The organism is Geothrix limicola (genome assembly GCF_030268085.1).
GTDB lineage: Bacteria > Acidobacteriota > Holophagae > Holophagales > Holophagaceae > Geothrix > Geothrix limicola.
Genome location: NZ_BSDE01000002.1, coordinates 313,915 through 330,811, shown reverse-complemented (window position 1 = coordinate 330,811; position 16,897 = coordinate 313,915). Strand labels below are relative to the sequence as shown.

General features: G+C 67.8%; 16 protein-coding genes and 2 tRNA genes. 12 read left to right on the top strand and 6 right to left on the bottom strand.

From position 1 onward, the window contains the following. Nucleotides 1–271: 271 nt before the first annotated feature. Nucleotides 272–1,177, bottom strand: coding sequence for a DUF4097 family beta strand repeat-containing protein (locus QSJ34_RS07125; RefSeq protein ID WP_285573160.1), 906 nt, complete (start codon nucleotides 1,175–1,177; stop codon nucleotides 272–274). A 106-nt stretch (nucleotides 1,178–1,283) separates the two neighbouring features. Between QSJ34_RS07125 and QSJ34_RS07120 the strand changes: the two genes are divergently transcribed. The 3 genes from QSJ34_RS07120 (at nucleotide 1,284) to yihA (ending at nucleotide 3,857) form a co-directional block, all read left to right on the top strand. Further along, nucleotides 1,284–2,459: an acetyl-CoA C-acetyltransferase gene (locus tag QSJ34_RS07120; RefSeq protein WP_420798833.1), complete on the top strand. Its 1,176-nt coding sequence runs from the start codon at nucleotides 1,284–1,286 to the stop codon at nucleotides 2,457–2,459. A gap of 89 nt (nucleotides 2,460–2,548) precedes the next feature. Next, the gene (ftsE, locus tag QSJ34_RS07115; protein WP_285573156.1) at nucleotides 2,549–3,235 is read left to right on the top strand and encodes a cell division ATP-binding protein FtsE; all 687 of its coding nucleotides are present in this window, start codon (nucleotides 2,549–2,551) and stop codon (nucleotides 3,233–3,235) included. A 34-nt stretch (nucleotides 3,236–3,269) separates the two neighbouring features. Continuing rightward, nucleotides 3,270–3,857 (top strand): ribosome biogenesis GTP-binding protein YihA/YsxC, encoded by a 588-nt coding sequence (gene yihA, locus QSJ34_RS07110; protein WP_285573154.1) that lies wholly within the window; start codon nucleotides 3,270–3,272, stop codon nucleotides 3,855–3,857. On the opposite strand, the gene QSJ34_RS07105 is transcribed toward yihA, so the two are convergent. Further along, nucleotides 3,854–4,924 (bottom strand): VanZ family protein, encoded by a 1,071-nt coding sequence (locus QSJ34_RS07105; RefSeq protein ID WP_285573151.1) that lies wholly within the window; start codon nucleotides 4,922–4,924, stop codon nucleotides 3,854–3,856. The genes yihA and QSJ34_RS07105 overlap by 4 nt on opposite strands. A gap of 157 nt (nucleotides 4,925–5,081) precedes the next feature. On the opposite strand from QSJ34_RS07105, the gene QSJ34_RS07100 reads away from it, so the two are divergent. Both QSJ34_RS07100 and QSJ34_RS07095 read left to right on the top strand, forming a co-directional pair. Continuing rightward, nucleotides 5,082–5,330 (top strand): hypothetical protein, encoded by a 249-nt coding sequence (locus tag QSJ34_RS07100; protein WP_285573148.1) that lies wholly within the window; start codon nucleotides 5,082–5,084, stop codon nucleotides 5,328–5,330. Nucleotides 5,331–5,334: 4 nt separating this feature from the next. Then, complete coding sequence (locus QSJ34_RS07095; RefSeq protein WP_285573146.1) at nucleotides 5,335–6,084, top strand: YdcF family protein; 750 nt, start codon at nucleotides 5,335–5,337, stop codon at nucleotides 6,082–6,084. An 81-nt stretch (nucleotides 6,085–6,165) separates the two neighbouring features. On the opposite strand, the gene QSJ34_RS07090 is transcribed toward QSJ34_RS07095, so the two are convergent. Further along, nucleotides 6,166–8,289, bottom strand: a complete 2,124-nt coding sequence (locus QSJ34_RS07090) for a S8 family peptidase (RefSeq protein WP_285573143.1) — start codon at nucleotides 8,287–8,289, stop codon at nucleotides 6,166–6,168. Between the two features lie 16 nt (nucleotides 8,290–8,305). Next, nucleotides 8,306–10,330, bottom strand: a complete 2,025-nt coding sequence (locus QSJ34_RS07085; protein WP_285573142.1) for a cadherin-like beta sandwich domain-containing protein — start codon at nucleotides 10,328–10,330, stop codon at nucleotides 8,306–8,308. A 211-nt stretch (nucleotides 10,331–10,541) separates the two neighbouring features. Here QSJ34_RS07085 and QSJ34_RS07080 point away from each other — a divergent pair, with 211 nt between their 5' ends. After that, nucleotides 10,542–11,207: an SOS response-associated peptidase gene (locus QSJ34_RS07080; protein WP_285573140.1), complete on the top strand. Its 666-nt coding sequence runs from the start codon at nucleotides 10,542–10,544 to the stop codon at nucleotides 11,205–11,207. Between the two features lie 269 nt (nucleotides 11,208–11,476). Here QSJ34_RS07080 and QSJ34_RS07075 read toward each other — a convergent pair. Both QSJ34_RS07075 and QSJ34_RS07070 read right to left on the bottom strand, forming a co-directional pair. Continuing rightward, nucleotides 11,477–11,551, bottom strand: a tRNA-Glu gene (locus QSJ34_RS07075). A 17-nt stretch (nucleotides 11,552–11,568) separates the two neighbouring features. Next, a tRNA-Gln gene (locus QSJ34_RS07070) sits at nucleotides 11,569–11,643 on the bottom strand. A gap of 93 nt (nucleotides 11,644–11,736) precedes the next feature. On the opposite strand from QSJ34_RS07070, the gene QSJ34_RS07065 reads away from it, so the two are divergent. Genes QSJ34_RS07065 through QSJ34_RS07040 form a run of 6 tightly spaced genes read left to right on the top strand, consistent with a single transcriptional unit; the run spans nucleotide 11,737 to nucleotide 16,893 of the window. Beyond that, nucleotides 11,737–12,285, top strand: a complete 549-nt coding sequence (locus QSJ34_RS07065; RefSeq protein WP_285573138.1) for a hypothetical protein — start codon at nucleotides 11,737–11,739, stop codon at nucleotides 12,283–12,285. Beyond that, entirely contained in the window at nucleotides 12,285–13,070 is a 786-nt protein-coding gene (locus QSJ34_RS07060; protein ID WP_285573136.1) for a hypothetical protein, read from the top strand. The genes QSJ34_RS07065 and QSJ34_RS07060 overlap by 1 nt, the downstream gene beginning before the upstream one ends. Further along, nucleotides 13,067–14,005 (top strand): GGDEF domain-containing protein, encoded by a 939-nt coding sequence (locus QSJ34_RS07055; RefSeq protein WP_285573134.1) that lies wholly within the window; start codon nucleotides 13,067–13,069, stop codon nucleotides 14,003–14,005. Before QSJ34_RS07060 ends, QSJ34_RS07055 begins: the two co-directional genes overlap by 4 nt. Nucleotides 14,006–14,035: 30 nt before the next feature. Then, complete coding sequence (locus QSJ34_RS07050) at nucleotides 14,036–14,968, top strand: GGDEF domain-containing protein (protein ID WP_285573131.1); 933 nt, start codon at nucleotides 14,036–14,038, stop codon at nucleotides 14,966–14,968. Then, nucleotides 14,965–16,383, top strand: coding sequence for a serine/threonine-protein kinase (locus tag QSJ34_RS07045; protein ID WP_285573128.1), 1,419 nt, complete (start codon nucleotides 14,965–14,967; stop codon nucleotides 16,381–16,383). The genes QSJ34_RS07050 and QSJ34_RS07045 overlap by 4 nt, the downstream gene beginning before the upstream one ends. 42 nt (nucleotides 16,384–16,425) lie before the next feature. Continuing rightward, on the top strand, nucleotides 16,426–16,893 hold the full coding sequence (locus tag QSJ34_RS07040; protein WP_285573126.1) for a DMT family transporter: 468 nt from the start codon (nucleotides 16,426–16,428) through the stop codon (nucleotides 16,891–16,893). Nucleotides 16,894–16,897 lie beyond the last annotated feature (4 nt).

Below are 16,897 nucleotides of genomic sequence, written 5' to 3'. Positions count from 1 at the left end.
TACTATGAGCGCCTAACGAAACCCGACGTTGCCGCGATGAAGCCAGGCGGGATGCACCGCAAGGAAGGGCCCGCAGGGCGATGCGGGACATCGTTCAAGGGCTCTGACGCCGCGGGGCGCCCGCCTGGCTTCATCCCTCCGGGCGAGGGTGGCGGGCGTCGCGATGCAGCGTCACGCTCGTCGCGCGTAGTGTCCGCTACGCTTCGACTCGCATGTCTCGCCTCGCTCGCCCGGCACCCCTCGCGCGGCGGCGTGGGGTTTCGTTAGGCGCTCATCGCACCCGGATGCTGCCGTTGGTGGTTTCGAGGCGGATCGACTGGCTGCGGCCCGGCACCTTCAGGTGGGCGTTGTGCTTGGTCTGCTCGATCACCTGGGCGTTGGCCACCTTCAGCTCCAACGCGCCGTTGCTGTTCTCGGCCACCAGGTCGCCCGTGGCCTTGCCCAGGTCGACTTCGATGCTGCCGTTGGTGGATTCGAGGTGGATGCCTTCGCCCCATCCGTCGAGGTTGCGGGCCGTGATGCGGCCATTGGTGGTTTCCAGATGGATGCCGCCCAGCACGTCTTCCACCGTGATGCTGCCGTTGGTCGTGCTGCCCTTGATGCGCGCATCCAGGCTGCGGGCCTCGATGGGACCGTTGGTGGTATCGACGTGGACCTCGCCGCGGATGCGGCTCACGTGGATGCTGCCGTTGGTGGCCTCGCAGCGGGCGTAGCCATCCAGGTTCTCAGCCGCGACGGTGCCGTTGGTCGTGCGGAAGTAGCCCAGCACCCTGCGCGGCACCTGCAGCGTCATTTCGCAGCGGGGGCTGACGTAGAAGCCGAAGGTCCAGGAGGGCTGCTGGAAGACCGCCTCGATGTCGAGGTCCTGCCCCTTGCGCTGCAGCACCAGGTCCACACGGCGCTTGGCGCTGTCCCGGATCTGGGCGGTGAGGGCGACCTCTTCCTTGTCCCAGCCGGTCACGCGGATGCCGCCGTTGCGGTTCTTGACCCAAAGCTTGGAACCGGAGATCAGCTTTTCGGTGCGCTGCTCGGTGCGGGATCCCGACGGCATGTCCACCCCGATCATGGGGGCGGGCGGCGCGGGGGGCGCTGGAGGCGGAGGTGGAGGAGGCGGCACCTGGGCCAGCAGGGAACTCCCGACCAGGATGAGGGGGATCCAGCGGCTGGAGACGGTCATGGCAGCTCCCGTGGGAGAAAGATCCAGGGCTCGCCTGGGTGATGTGTTCACGGTCCGGAGACCTAAGCGTTTAGTCACGATACCCTGGAAGGTCCCATTGGAGCCCATCATGTCCGTCTATGTCCTGTCCGCCACCCGCACCGCCGTCGGAACCTTCGGGGGCGCGCTCAAACCGCTGAACGCCGTGCAAATGGGCGCCCTGGCCATCACCGAGGCCCTGGGCCGCGCCGGCGTGGAGGCCTCGGCCGTGGGGGATGTTGTGATGGGGAACGTGCTCCAGGCCGGCAGCGGCCAGAACGTGGCCCGTCTGGCGGCCCTGAAGGCGGGGCTGCCCCATGCCATTCCTGCCCACACGCCGAACCAGGTCTGCGGATCGGGTCTCAAGGCCGTGGCGCTGGGCGCCCAGAGCATCCTGATGGCCGACGCGGATCTGGTGGTGGCCGGCGGCACCGAGAGCATGTCCAACGCCCCCTACCTGCTGCCCGCCGCCCGCTGGGGTGCGCGCATGGGCAACACCCAGCTCATCGACAGCATGATCCAGGACGGCCTCTGGTGCGGCCACGGCGACACCCACATGGGCATCACCGCCGAGAACGTCGCCGCCAAGCACGGCATCAGCCGCGAAGCCCAGGACGCCTTCTCCCTCCAGAGCCAGCAGAGGGCCGCCGCCGCCCAGGCCGCGGGCGCCTTCGACCGCGAAGTCTTTGCCGTGACCCTGGCGGGCAAGAAGGGCGACACGGTCTTCGCCCGCGACGAATACATCAGGGCCGACGCCAGCGCCGAGGGCCTGGCCAAGCTCAAGCCCGCCTTCAAGAAGGACGGCACCGTGACCGCCGGCAACGCCAGCGGCATCAACGATGGCGCCGCGGCCCTGGTGCTGGCTTCCGAATCCGCCGCCAAGGCCCACAGGCCCATCGCGCGCATCCTTGGCTTCGCGCAGGCGGGCGTGGACCCGGCCACCATGGGCCTCGGCCCCGTGCCCGCCATCCAGAAGCTGCTGCAGAAAACCGGCGTGAAGCTGGCCGACATTGATCTTTTCGAGCTGAACGAAGCCTTCGCCGCCCAGAGCCTGGGCGTGCTGGCGGAACTGCCCGACCTCGATCCCGCCAAGGTGAACCACCGCGGCGGCGCCATCGCCATCGGCCACCCCATCGGCGCCAGCGGCACCCGCATCCTCGTCACCCTCCTGCACCTGCTCCAGGACGAGAACAAGAAGCTCGGCCTCGCCGCCCTCTGCGTCGGCGGCGGCCAGGGCGTGGCCATGCTGGTCGAGCGCCTCTAAGACTGGAACCGCGAATGGCGCGAATTGGCGCGAATGAAGGATGGCAATTATTCGCGATCATTCGCGTCATTCGCGGTTAGCTTTTTCTCATGATCACCCTCACCCACGTCGGCAAGCAGTACGACCGCATCCACACCGCCCTGGCGGATGTGAGCTTCGCCATCGACGCCGGGGAGTTCGTGTTCCTCACGGGGCCCAGCGGGGCGGGCAAGTCGACGCTGCTGAAACTGCTCTTCCGGGAGCAGACGCCCAGCAGCGGCGATATCCAGATGGCGGGGCACCGGCTGGCCTCCATGTCCGAAAAGGAGATCCCCCTGCTGCGCCGCAAGCTGGGCGTCGTCTTCCAGGACTTCAAGCTCATCCGCAGCCGCACCATTTTCGAGAACGTGGCCTTCGTGCTGAAGGTGCTGGGCGTGAGCGCCGCCGAGCAGAAGCAGCGCACCTTCCGGGCGCTGAAGATGGTGGGCCTCCAGCACAAGCTGAGCAGTTACCCGCTGCAGCTCTCGGGCGGCGAGCAGCAGCGCGTGGCCATCGCCCGGGCCCTGGTGAACGACCCCCTGGTGCTGCTGGCGGACGAGCCCACGGGGAACCTGGATCCCGACCTCGCCCAGGAGATCATGGCCCTCTTCGAGCGCATCAACGGCCAGGGCACCACGGTCATCGTCGCCACCCACGATCGCAGCCTCATCCAGCGCATGAAGAAGCGCGTCATCGGCCTCGACCACGGCCGCATCGCCTTCGACCAGCCGGCGCCGACGAGCCTCGTGACGGTGTAAAGGCGGTAGGCTGGAAGCTGTCGATCGGATTCCCATGGCCCAGCCCCTCACCGATGCAAGATTCGTTACCTCCGCCGCGGATGCGCGGAAGCTCGGCGTGTGCCACGCGGAAGTGGCCTTCGTGGGCCGCAGCAACGTCGGCAAATCCTCGCTGCTGAACGCGCTGGCCAACCAGAAGCAGCTGGCGCGCGTCTCGAAGACGCCGGGCCGTACGCGCCTCATCAACGTCTTCCTCACGGGGCCGGATCGCTGGATCGTCGATCTGCCGGGCTACGGCTTTGCCACGGGCCCCGCGGCCGAGCGGGCCACCTGGCAGGCCATGATCGAGGGCTACCTCACGGGCCGCGCCACGCTGCGCATGGTCTTCGTCCTGGTGGACGCGGAAGTGGGCCCCACCAAGCTCGACCATCAGATGATCGAATGGCTGCGCGCGGAGGGCCTGCCCCTGCGGATCGTGGCCACCAAGGCCGACCAGGTGAAGCCCAGCAAGGCCCTCAAGCAGCGCAAGGACGTGGCCGCGGAGCTCGGTCTGCAGCCGAACGACATCGCCTGGACCAGCGCGGGCAAGGGCGTGGGCATCCCCGAACTGCGGCGCGAAGTGGCGGATCTGCTGGAACTCTAGAGGGCCTCCACCCGGCCGTTCCGCCACACCATGAAACGCCCCTCGTGGGCCCAGGGCAGAGCGATGCCGTTGGCCTCCACCTCGTGGGTGTGGAAGTGCCCCGTGAGGAAGGTGGCGCCGGGATGCGCCTCGGCGGCATGCCGGAAGGCCTCGCGGGGGAACCGGAGCTTGTAGGCGGCGTTGGTGGTGCGCAGCTTCCGCTCCATCCAGGCGGACACGCTGCGGGCCATCCGGCCGGGCATCAGGCGGAAGACGAGCCAGAGCATGCCCGAGCGGGAGACGAGGTTCCACAGCCGGTAGTTGCGATCCGCGGCGTTGATGAGGTCGCCGTGCTCGAAGGCCAGGCCCTCGCCCTCGAGGTGGCCGCCGATGCCTTCGCCGAGCAGGTCGAAATGGCGCGCGTGGCCGTCGAGGAAGTACTCCCGGTTGCCCAGCCAGAGGCCCACCCAGCGGCCCTCGGCGCGACGCCGGTCCACCCAGTCGAGGAAGGCGCCCTGCGCCTCGGTCTCCATGCCCGGGAGGCCCACCCACACGTCGAACACGTCGCCGAGGAAGAGCCAGTCGGCCTGGGGGTGGCTGGCCGTGGCCGCCTCGAGGCCCGTGAGCGCCGTGCTCCAGTGGGGATCGGCCACGAGGATCAGGTCCTTGGTCGCATCGAAACGGCCGGGGATGCCGCGAAGCCAGGAGAGGGCCCCCAGCCGTCGTGTGAACAGCAGGTGGAGGTTGCCCACCAGCAGCGCCAGGGCGCCGCCCGTCGTGTCCGCCACCCAGTCGCCGAACTCGCAGGAACGGCCCGGGACGAAGCTCTGGTGCCATTCGTCCGTGGCCCCGTAGAAGGCGACGAAGGCGAGCACGATCAGGTGCCGGCGGTACAGGGGAAGGTCCGGCCGGTTGCGCTGGAAGGCCAGATCCAGCAGCCAGGCCAGGAGCCCGAAGACCATCGCATGGGCGGCCTTGTCCAGGGGCGGAGGCAGGGAGATCCCGCCGGGGTACTGCGACTGGGCGCTCAGCCACAGGATGGTCGCAGCCACGGCCAGGGGGAGGATCCAGAACCAACGCATGCGCATGAACCATCCAAACACGGGCAGGCCAAGGCTGGGAACCCAGCAGAATCCCGGGGCCCGGAATGGCTTCGCCGAAGCGACCGGACATCAACTCATCCCTTAACATCAATTAACTTGCGGGGCCTTTGAACGTCTGACGAGATGGACCCCAGAGGTCCCCATGCACCTGACATCCCACGACCTTCGCATCCTGCGCCTGGCGGCCTGCGATGGCGAAGGACGGCTCGGCTTCTTCATCGGCGAGGATGGCGCCATCGCCCTGGTGGGCCGGGGGCAGGCGGTTCCCATCCCGGCCGACGAATCGCTGCCGAAGCTGGAGGAAATGGGTCTCCTGAGTCGGGAACTGAGCCGCTCCTACGTGCTGACGCCCGAAGGGTGGGACGCGCTGCGGCAAACAACCCCAGAATGAGGGCATGCTCACCCTCACGAAACTGATCGGAATGCTGCTCATGCCCCTGGGGCTCCTTTGGCTGGGGCTGTTGGCGGCCACGCTCTGGGCCTTTCGAAAGCGGGCCCGCGGCCTGGGCGCCTTCCTGGCGCTGCTCACCCTCGGGCTCAGCCTGGCGGGCAACCCGCTGGTGGGACACTTGCTGAAAGCGCGTCTGGAACGCGGCCTGCCTTCCCTTCCCGACCACGCCCCGCCTCTGGAGGCCCTGTACGTGTTGGGTGGGGGCTCGGACCTGGATGAGCACGGACATCCCATCCTGGGGGAATACGGGGACCGCCTCCTGGAAGCGGCGCGGCTATGGCATGCGGGGCGAGTGAAGCGCCTGGTGGCCGGGGGTGCTTCCCATGAGGCCGATGGGCGCCTCCGGGATTTCGGGCAGGAATCCCGTGTGATCTGGATGGAGCTGGGGGTGCCCGAAGATGCCATTCAGGTGATCGGGGAACCCTGCTTCATCACACGGGATGAGATCCAGGCTTTCCAGCGCCTGAAGGCCCAGAAACGCTGGACCCGCGTGGGCCTGCTGAGTTCCGCCTGGCATCTCCCAAGGGTCTTGGCCCTGGCCGGCCGTGAAGGCCTCGACGCGCTGCCCTTGCGGAGCAAGCGCCCCAGCCGCATTCCCCCCTTCCGCCTGTGGCAGGTCGTGCCGCAGGAGGAAGGCATCCGGGGCACCCAGCAGGTGTGCTGGGAAGTGCTGGGCCGCTGGGCGGGCCGCTGATCGGATCGAAAAACCATCTGGCCGGCACCCGCGAGGTCGCGGAGGCCGGCCAGAGGCTTGCAGCCTGAACCTAGCGGTTCATCAGGGGACGGTCACCTTGTACCAGTCGGAGGCGGCCGTCAGGTTGCCGTTGTAGAGCGTGTTGACGGTGATGTTCTGCGGCGCGGCGCTGGAGTGGGAGGCACTGCCCGCGAAACCGCCCGCAGCCGGGGACGCGAAGGTGCCGGGGGCAGGGTTGGTGGCGTAGAGGGAGGTGCCCACCCACAGGGCGTATTCGCCGATGTAGGTCTGGTAGGGCTTCAGGTTGATCATCAGCACCTGGTTGGGCGCGGTCATGACCTTGGCCGTGTCCAGGGCGCCGAGATCGACGCTGGTGAGGAGCTTGGCGGAATTGAAGTCATACACGTTGACGATGTCGTCCGTCGTCGTCTGGCTGGAGGCGGCCGCATCGGGGAGGGTCTGGATGTTGTAGACGGAGGCCTTGAAGGGCACCGTCACGGTGGGATTGGTGCTGGCCGAGGTGACGGTGATCAGGGGCGAGTAGGCCTGGATGCCGGACACGTTGCAGCGGGCGACGTAGGTGCCGGGGCGCAGGAGGTTGAAGTCCACGGAACCGGCGGGAGCCAGCAGGGAATCGGTGTCGCCGCTGGTGACGGAGCTGGCCACGAAGTTGGTGATGCGACCTTCGGGATCACTCTGGTAGAGGTAGACCGGCGTGTTGGTGAGGGGCGTCGTGGTGCCGTTGAAGGTGTTCTGGACGTTCACCCGCAGGGGCGTGTTCAGGTAGTTGGAGGCGGGTGCGGTCTTGGCGGTCACGTCGGCCACGACGGCGCCGATGGTCTTGAGCGTGTTGACGCGGCCCCAGCCGTTGGTTTCCGTGAAGCCCGTGGCGCCTTCGATGAAGTCGGCGTTCTTCTCCAGGTAGGTGCGGATCTGGGCGGGCGTGAGGTCGGGGTTCCAGGTCAGCATGTAGCTCACGAGGCCCGTCACGAAGGGCGCCGACATGGAGGTGCCGGACATGGACTCGTAGTCATCGGGGCCCTGGTTGCCGCAGGAGATGATGTCGAAGCCCGGGGCGGTCACGGAGATGTGGGAGCCGCTGGTGGAGAAGTGGACCTTCTTGTCCTGGCCGTTGGTGGCGCCCACGGCGATGACGCCCTGGTAGGCGGCGGGGTAGTTGGCCTGGTTCTGGCCGCTGTTGCCCATGGAGGCGATGATCACGATGTTGTTGCTGGTGCAGGCCTCGACCACCTCGATGGCGAAGGCGCTGGCGCCGCTGCCGCCCAGGGACATGTTCACGGGGATGGTGTGGTTGTAGGCCGTGGTGGTCTTCCAGCGGAGCAGGTGGTAGAGCGAGCCGTAGATGGCCCAGGTGCTGCCCGATCCGTTGAGCAGGCCCTTGTAGCTCACGAGGTTGGTGTTCCAGCAGACGCCGGCCACACCCTTGCCGTTGTTGCCCTGGGCGGCGATGGTGCCGGCCGTGTGGCTGCCGTGGGCCTCGTCATCGGTGTTGGTGGTGGCGGTGCCGATGTAGTCGATGGGATCGATGGCGTACGTGGTGGTGGGGACGATGGGCTTGTTGCCGTTGGCCAGGTCGTACCAGGAATAGGCGTGCTGCACGATGCCCGTGCTGCCCTTCTGGAAATCCTCGTGGGCCCAGTTGATGCCCGTGTCGATGTCGACGACGGTGGGGGTGTTGGGGCCGAACCCGTAGGTTTTCCAGGCATCCACGGTCTTCGTGAGGTAGATGGAGTATTCCTCGCTGACGGCCCGGGGATCCAGGTTGTTCAGGGTGATGCCACTGTCCGCCTTGACCGGCAGGTCGGCCTCGGCGAAGAGGACGCCGGGGTTGGCCTGCAGCATCTGCAAGGTCTCCAGGACGTTGGAGTCTTTGTACAGGTGGTAGTAGTCAAAGCCGTTGAGCGAGATCTTGCCCTGGATGGACAGGCCCATGTGCTCGAAGGTCGCCGGGTTGAAGCCGGGGCCGGCCTTGGCGATGAGGTAGCCGTAGACCGAGTTCTGCTTAAGGTCGTTCTCGGAGGCCGGCGTGAGGAACTGGTACTGGGAGGCCGGATTGACTGTCACGGGCGTCGCGCTGCTGGAGGTCGTCTGCGTTGCGTCCGATTTGGGCGCGCAGCCCAGGACCAGGGCGAGGGCCAGGGAGGTCGCAAAGGCCGTCAGGTGTTGGATTTTCGGGATGCTCACAATCTTCTCCTTCACGCTACTGGGCATTGGGATCGATGGTTAGGGTGAAGTAGCCGTTGACGGCCCCGTAGCTGTGTTCGTACGTACTTCCCATGGCGATGGCCACGCCGTAGCTGGTGCTCGTGGGATCGTTGTACGGATAGGTGTACTTCCGGAACTGGCAGGCGTTGGCCGTAGAGGTTCCGAAGATCGTCCACTGGTAGCTCACGCCCGGCTGGAAGTAGCCCATGGGCGCCTGGATGGTGATGTTGGCGTGGGTCGCATCGATGGAAAGGATGCTGCTGGCGTCGGACCAGGTGCTGGAGCTCGACGTGGGGCGGGTTTCAAAGCGTCCCGCCGCGAAGTTGTAGCGGCAGTACATCGCGTAGGAGGCGGCGGTTCCGGTTTTCTCCGTCACGCTCAGGGTGAAGTAGAAGTAGTCGGACACCGCCGGGTCGAAGAGGGCCGGGTTGGTGATGGAGAAGGTGAACTTGGGCGCAAGGCTGCTGGAGATGGTCTCGGTGGCCGGGGCGGCGAGCTGGGCCGTGAAGGCCGGCAGGAAGGTGCTGGCGATGGGCATGGAGTACTGGCTGTAGCCGCCGTTGTTGGTGGTGTTGCCGTTGAAGCCGCGCACCTTGTAGTAGTAGGTCGTGCCCAGCTGGAGGGTGGGGTCGTTGTCGGTGTAGACCAGACTGGAGGCGGTGGTGGGCGCCTCGAAGAGCTGGGTGGCGACCTTGGTCCAGAGGGTGCCGCTGGTGGAGCGGTAGACCTCGTAGCCCGTGATCTTCTGGGCCACGTTGGAGCCGTTCAGCAGCGAGAAGAAGATGTCGGGCTCGTACGTGGTCGGCGGAGCGTCGGTGGGCGTGGTGGCGAAGATGCTGCGGGTGAGCCCGTGGGTGATGAGCTGCACCGTGACCTTGGAGGGCGTGAGGGCGGAGAGGTCGGCCTGGGTGGTGTCCGCGGCGCCGTCGGTGACGTTCAGGTAGATCTTCTGCTCGGTGCGGTTGTTGGCCACGTCGTAGACGACGAGATCCACGTAGTGCTTGGTGTTGGCCGCGTAGTTGGAGAGCGGGATGGCCAGGTCCATGGTCGACTGGTAGAGCGTCGTCGAGCCGGAGGTGACCGGGGTGCCCACTTCTTCCACCCAGTAGGGACCGTTGTTGTTCCAGGCCCAGGCGGGCTGATCCACATTCAGGCCCATGCCGAAACCGGACCAGGCCGTGGCGGCGATGTTGCAGCCGCCCTGGGCCGTGACGCGGAGCGCGGCCATGTTGGCGAGCACGTCACTGAGACTGTTGCCGCTCAGGGCGTTCCAGGTGACGCCGTCCGCGCTGGTGGCGAGGGCGGTGATCTGCGGGGCCTGGGCGGGGAAGTTGATCATGCCGAGGGGGTGGCAGTAGAAGTTGGCGACGGTCTCCCGCGTGGAATCGAAGCCCTGGAACATGGACTGGGCCGATCCCGGCGCCTGGGCGCTGAGGTTGTACTTGGAGACGCCGTCCAGGCCGAGGGTGGTGGTGCCGTTGGCGCCCACGGGGATGCCGGTCTGCAGCACGTTGCCCGCCGCATCGGCGACGGTGAGTGTGGTGCCCTTGAGGGGCACGCCGTTGGTGGAATCCAGCACGTGCACCGTGGTGTTCTGGGCGTTGATCGTGCAGGCGATGGTGTAGGTCTGGGTGGTCTTGCCGTCCTGGGCCTTGACGGCCACCGTGATGGTGTTGGACCCAACCACCATGGGGATGGCTGCGGAAGGCGTGTTGCTGGCCAGGGCCGCGCCGTTCACCGTCATGGTGGCGGTGGCGTCGGCCAGGGTGGCCTTGACCGTCACGGGTGTGGGATTGGCCGCGTAGTTCGTCTTGAGCGTGTAGGCGAAGGTGCCCTGGGCGAAGGCCGGGGCGATGTCGCCGTTGGCGCCCTGGACCGTCAGTGCCGAAAGGAAGGCGTTCGAGCTGAGGGGAATGGGAGGCGGGGTGCTCTTGTGGCCGGAGCATCCCAGGGCGAACACGAGGGCCGCGGCTGGAAGGCCCGCCAGGCCTAGGGCCGACAATCGGGTACGGTTTTGCATACGCGGTTACTCCATGAATTGTGGAGGGTGGAATGTGGATCGTCTGGATCCGGTGGGAGCTCGGAACGATTAACTCACGCCCGATTTGGATGAGGTGGTTAAGAAATGTTAAGAAGGGCTTGGATAAAAGGCGGCCATGGCATGGGTGCCCAGGAGCCCATACCAAGACTCATTCCGCTGTGATCGGATCGGAAGCAGGCATCCTGATCCCATGGATGCCCGCTACACCCTCATCTTCGACGCCCCGTCCCTGACCGAGGCCTTCGGCCTGATCCCGCCGGCATTTCCGATTCCGAAGAGATACAACATCGCGCCGGGCCAGCACATCGTGATCATCCGCCCCGAGAAGGATCGCCGCGTGGTGGATGTGGCGTACTGGGGCATCATTCCGGGCTGGGTGAAGGATCCGAACGCATTCTCGAAGCCCATCCATGCGCGCGCCGAAACCCTGGAGGAGAAGCCCTCCTTCCGCACGGCCTTCAAGCGGAAACGCTGTCTCATTCCTGCTTCGGGATTCTATGAATGGAAGACCGAGGGGAAGACTCAGCAGCCCTTTTACATCCACCCCAAGGATGGCGGCTTCTTCGCTTTCGCCGGGCTCATGGAGGACTGGCAGGGCCCCCACGGCGAGGTCATGATCAGCGCCTGCCTCATCACCACCGAGGCCAACGGATCCATGGCCGGCATCCACGCCCGCATGCCCGTCATCCTGCCGAAGGAATCGTGGACCCTGTGGCTGGATCCCGCCGCGCAGACGAGGGAACTGCGCCCTCTCCTGGTGCCCTGCTCAAGCCACCTCCTGGTCACCCACCCCGTGAGTCCGGCCGTCGGCGATATCGGGAACGAAGGGCCGGGGCTGATCCTGCCGGTGGCTTAGGGGGGCAACTTTCAGCTTTCGTTGAAACACAAGAAAGCCCGGCTTTCGCCGGGCTGTTTGGTAGTCCCAAGGGGAATCCCTCCACGTCACCTCTGCGGCTGCGCCTTCGCGGTGACGTCCCGGCCGCACGACTGGCTGCGCACGGGCCTCCGCCTGCGGCGGACCGACCTGGACAGCGTCCGGCTGTCCAGGTCTGGCCCTGCCTGCGCGCCATTCGTGATTTCGATTCCCCTTGAGATACAAGAAAGCCCGGCTTTCGCCGGGCTGTTTGGTAGTCCCAAGGGGAATCGAACCCCTGTTCCCGCCGTGAGAGGGCGGTGTACTAACCGCTATACGATGGGACCACTGCACAAGTTTTGAATGGTTGGGGAGGAAGGATTTGAACCCTCACCTGACGGTACCAGAAACCGTTGTCCTACCATTAGACCACTCCCCAACGAGTGGAAAACCAACTGTACCACGTGCGGGACAAAAGGCAAGGGGTCGTTCCGCCGATGGGGGATGTAGCCTACCGGGCAGAGGTGTTTTCATGGCGGAACCCATCAAGCTGGCGTATTTCATGGCCGTCAAGGAGGGCGCGAGCTACCTCGGGGGCCTGCTGGTGACGGACACCTCCGGCATTCCCCTGGATTTCCGATACACCGAACCCATCACGCCCACGCGCCTGCAGGGCATCCTCTACGGCAAATCGCTGGAGCCCCACCTCAAGGAGGAGGTCATCCAGAAGACCCTGCTGAAGGAGCTGAAGACGCCGCCGGATCTGTTCATCCTCAGCGCCACCGAACTGGCTGGCGGCTGGTCCGGGGAGGCGAAGTATCCCGTGCTGGCGGTGCAGAAGAGCCAGGAATCCCCCCTCGCGAAGGTGGGCGAGGCCTTCCGCGCCGGCCCGCGGGAACTGCTCCTCCAGGTCTCCGAAGGCGCCGCGCCGCTGCGCGTGATGTTCGCGGCCTCGGTGGATGCGGCGGCCCAGGAGCAGGCCATCATGAAATTGCTGGAGGCGGGCTACCACATGGATCTGGCGGAGCCCCTGGAGCGCGTGTCGGCGGCACTGCAGAGCCTCGTGGTGAAGGAAGCCTGATGTTCGGCCGGGTGAAGGACGCGGTGGCGGACGCGGCGGAAACGCTGCGGCGCGCCTTCGCCGGGCTGAACGTGGTGGAGGCGGCACCCGAACCCTTCGAGCCGCTGAGCCATGGGTCGGAGGGCTTGAAAGCCGAGGGGCGGGCCGGGCTGGAGCCCCCGGCCACCCTCTGCCGGGAGATGGGCCTGCTGCGCGAGGCCGTGGAAGGCCGGGCCCTGGAGCCCTTCCAGGCCCGGCTCTGCGACGAATCCGGATGGGCGCGCTGGGGCGCCGAGGCCGAAGTGATCCGCATGACGCCGCTGGAAGGCGGCCGGGTCTCGGGCATCGCCGTGCCTCCGCTGCCGCGCAGGGCCCAGACGGCAGGCCGCGTCGAGCCTCCTGTTCGGCCCTCGACCCGCCGATGGGCAGAGCCGCTGCCCGCCCCCGGCTCCCGGCGCCTGGATCCCGATCTGAGCGGGGCCGGCGCCAAGGCGGGCCTGGACACCATCCTGTCGCTGGCGGTGCCCATCCAGGGCGAAGACCTCCAGCACCTGCCGAAGGGGCTGTGGATGCGCTACAGCCTGCAGCTGGTGCGGGGCACGGGCGAGAACGTGCGGAACCTGGAGGTGCTCGGCCTCTTCCGCCTCCCGCGCAAGGGCGTGGCCGACCTCAGGCACGACCCGGCGCGTGGACGTATTCTGGTCCGCCTGGAGGCCGCGGCGACCCGGGCGCCCCGCGCGCCGTTCATCCTGGCCCGCCGCAAGGACGATGGCGCCCTGGTGAGTTGCTTTGTGGAGGATCCGTGACCCGTAAGCTGTCGCCCAAGCGGCCGCCCCTGACCCTGAAGACGCATCCCGGCCTGCCGGAGATGCCCACGGAGGTGCGGCCCAAGGCCGAGGGGGATCCGCAGCAGACGCCGGCGCAGTGGGCGCTGGTGGCCTACGCGGGGGCGGCCCTGGGACGGGTGTTTCCGCTCTCGACGGGCCAGGTGCTGGTGGGCCGGGCACCCGAGGCGGGCGTGACGCTTCTGGACGGCGAAGTGAGCCGCCACCACGCGCGCCTCCACGTGGAAGAGGGCCGGGTCCAGGTGGAGGACTTGGATTCCACCAACGGCACCCGCGTGAACGGAGAGCCGGCGCAGGGGCGGGTGGACCTGCTGGCCGGGGACCGCATCGCCATCGGTGGTCACGTATTGAAGCTCGTCTACCTCGATCCCCTGGAGCGCGCCTTCCACGAGACCCTGCTCGACCTCAGCACCAAGGATCCCCTGACGGGCCTGGCCAACCGCGGGAGCATCCTCGGGGAGCTGCAGAACCGGTTCGGCCTGAGCCTGCGGTACAGCCGCCCCATTTCGGTGGTGGTCTGCGATCTGGATCATTTCAAGCAGGTGAACGATACCCATGGCCACGGCGCCGGGGATTTCGTCCTGCGCGCCTTCGGCGAACGGCTGCTGGCGACCCTGCGGGAAGCGGATCTGGCGGGCCGTATCGGCGGCGAGGAATTTCTCATGATCCTTCCGGAAACGGACCTGACCGGGGCCCGGCCCTTCGCGGAACGCCTGCGCCGGGCCATCGCCGCGACGGCGGTGCAGCTGCCGACGGAGGACCTCAGCATCACCTGCAGCCTCGGCATCGCCGAGCGGATCGCAGGGGATTCCGATGCAGGTCAGCTCCTGGCCCGGGCGGATGCGGCGCTGTATCGGGCCAAGGCCGCCGGGCGGGATCAGGTCTGCGAGGGCTAGGTTTACCCGATCTCAGCTAGACTTTCCCGGATGCCCCTCGATCCGACGCCCCCCGACCTGCCCGCCTGGGATTCGGCCTCCGGGCCGGAAGAAACCGAACTGCTCGGGGATCCCGACACCCGCGAATGGGTGCTGATCCGCTACGTGGGCCACCCCATGGGCGACTTCATCCCGCTGCCGGCCGCGGGACTGGACGTGGGCCGGGCGCCGGAGAACGGCCTCTGTCTGCCCGATCCCGAAGTGAGCCGACGCCATGCGCGGCTGCAGGTGGCCGCGAACCTTGAATGCGTCGAGCTGCGGGATCTGGGATCGACCAACGGCGTCTTCCTGAACGGGCGGCGCGTCCAGGCCGATCCGGGCCCCGTGACGCTCAGGGCCGAGGACGTGCTCCGTGTGGGCGGACACGCGTTCAAGATCAAGCACATGGATGCCCTGGAACGCCGCTACCACCAGGACATGGCGGCCCGCACCACCCTGGATCCGCTCACGGGCGTGGGCAACCGCGCGACCATCCTGCACCAGCTCCAGTCGAACGTGGACATGGCGCTCCGCCACGAGCGGCCCCTGTCGGTCATCCTCGCGGACCTGGATCACTTCAAGCAGGTCAACGACACCCTGGGGCACCGGATGGGCGATCGCGCCCTGGAGGCCTTCGGAAGCCTTCTGCGGCACCGCCTGCGCGGCTCCGATGCGGTGGGCCGCCTGGGCGGCGACGAGTTCCTCATCGTGCTGCCTGAAACGACCGGGATGCTGGCCCTCGCCGCGGCCGAAGGCCTGCGCCGCGCCCTCGCCGAACACCCCTTGAAGCTGGAGGGAGGGCAGGTCCTGCCGCTCACCTGCAGCCTCGGCGTGGCGGAGTTCAGGAAGGGCGATATGGATGGCGGGGCCCTGCTGGCCCGGTCCGATGCGGCCCTTTACGCGGCCAAGGCCGGAGGGCGCAACCGCGCGCATCCGGCGTCATGAGCGGCCTGCGGCCGCCCACGCAGATCGGCAGCGTGCGCCTGCTGGAGCCCCTGGGCGAAGGAGGCATGGCCATCGTCTTCCGCGGCGAGGACCGCTTCCGCCCCGGAATCCAAAGCGCCGTGAAGCTCCTGCGTCCCGAGGTGCACCGCGACCATGAGCTGGTGCGCCGCTTCCTGCGCGAGGGCGAAGTGCTCACGCGCCTCTCCCACCCGAGCCTGGTGGAGATCCATTCCTTCGGCACGAGCGGCGCCTGGCCCTATCTGGTGATGGAGCTGCTGCCGGGCGGCAGCCTGAAGGCCTGTCGCGGCGAGGCGCCGGCCCTGCTGGCGCGGCGCCTGATCCCGGTCTGCGGCGCGCTTTCCGTGGCTCACGCCGCCGGCGTGGTGCACCGGGATCTCAAGCCCTCCAACCTGCTCTTCGCTGCCGATGGACAGCTCAAGGTGACGGATTTCGGCGTCTGCTTCTGGGAGGGCGAAGAGGGCCGCACCCGCGCCACCCGCAGCCAGATGGTGGTGGGCACGCTGGGTTACATGGCGCCCGAACAGCATGGCGATCCCCGGCGGGTGGACGGTCGTTGCGATGTCTACGCGCTGGGGGCGATCCTCTTCGAATTCGCCACGGGCCAGGCCTACGCCCAGGTGCAGATGCCCCCGGCCGCCGTGCGGCCCGGCTTCCCGCCGCGCATGGCGGGGATCATCATGCGGGCGCTCCAGCCGGATCCCTCGAAGCGCCTGCCCAGCATGGACGTGTTTGGACAGGAACTGTCCACTTGGCTCGAAAGCGCCGAAGCCGCGGGCTGGGGCGAGGAACCGCTGCCGGGCTTCTCGCCCCGCGACCTGGAAGCCGCCACCGTGGCCGGACCTCGCCGCGACGAAGATCCCGAGACCCGGCTCGGGCCCTACCTCGACGCCCTCGCCACGGGTCCCGTGGGCGCGCGGAGATCGGCGGCCGAAGGCCTGGTGGCCGCCGTGCGGACGGGGGACAGCCCCTGGCTGGTGGAGGCCCTTCAGCGCTCGCCGGAGGGTGCCCGCTTCGCGCTGGCGCGCGCCCTGGGCAAGGTGGGGGCGGCCGACACCCTGGGGGCCCTCCTGGCGCTGCTTCCGGATCCCTTTGCACAACGGGAGGCGGCGGAGGCCGCGGCGGCCGTGGCCCTGCGCACGGGTCAGGTGGAGGCGGCCCGGAAGGCCCTGACCGAATCCGGGCTGGGCGCGACCTGGCGCTGGCCCGCTCGGGCCGCCCTGGGCGATGAGTTCTGGGTGTGGGCCCTGGCGGCCGAGTGGCCGCGGCTCACGCCGCCCTTCCGGCTGCAGGCCCTGGAGGCGAGCCGCGGCCTGCCCGAGGATCTGAAGGCCGCCGTGAAGGCCGCCACGGCCGACGCCACGGGCCAGGCCCGCGCGCTTTGGGAATCCCTTTGAAGTTGAGACGCGCTACCATCTGCACTCTTGTCTGAGGTCGGAATGGTGCTGCTTTTTCTCGTCATGGCCTTCGCCATCGGGCTGGTGATCCCCCTGCAGTCAGCGATCAATAATGCCCTGCGAAATGCCCTGGGAAGCGGGGCCCTGCTGGCGGCCTTCATCTCCTTCGCCGTCGGTACGCTCTGTCTCGCCGTCATCAGCGCCCTCACCGGCCAGCCTCTTCACACGCTCTGGGGCTTGCCGCGCATCGCCTGGTGGCAGTGGCTGGGCGGGGCCCTGGGGGCCTTCTTCGTCTTCGGCACCACGCTGCTGGCGCCGCGCATCGGCCTGGCGGCGATGATCTCGCTCATCGTGGCGGGCCAGGTGCTTTCCTCCCTCCTGTTCGACCGCTACGGCCTGCTGGGTCTGCCCGTGCGCGACATCTCCTGGGTCCGCGTGGCCGGCGTGGCCCTGCTGCTCGTCGGCGCCGTGCTGGTGAACTTCGGGGACCGCTGGCTGGCGCGCCTTTGATCCG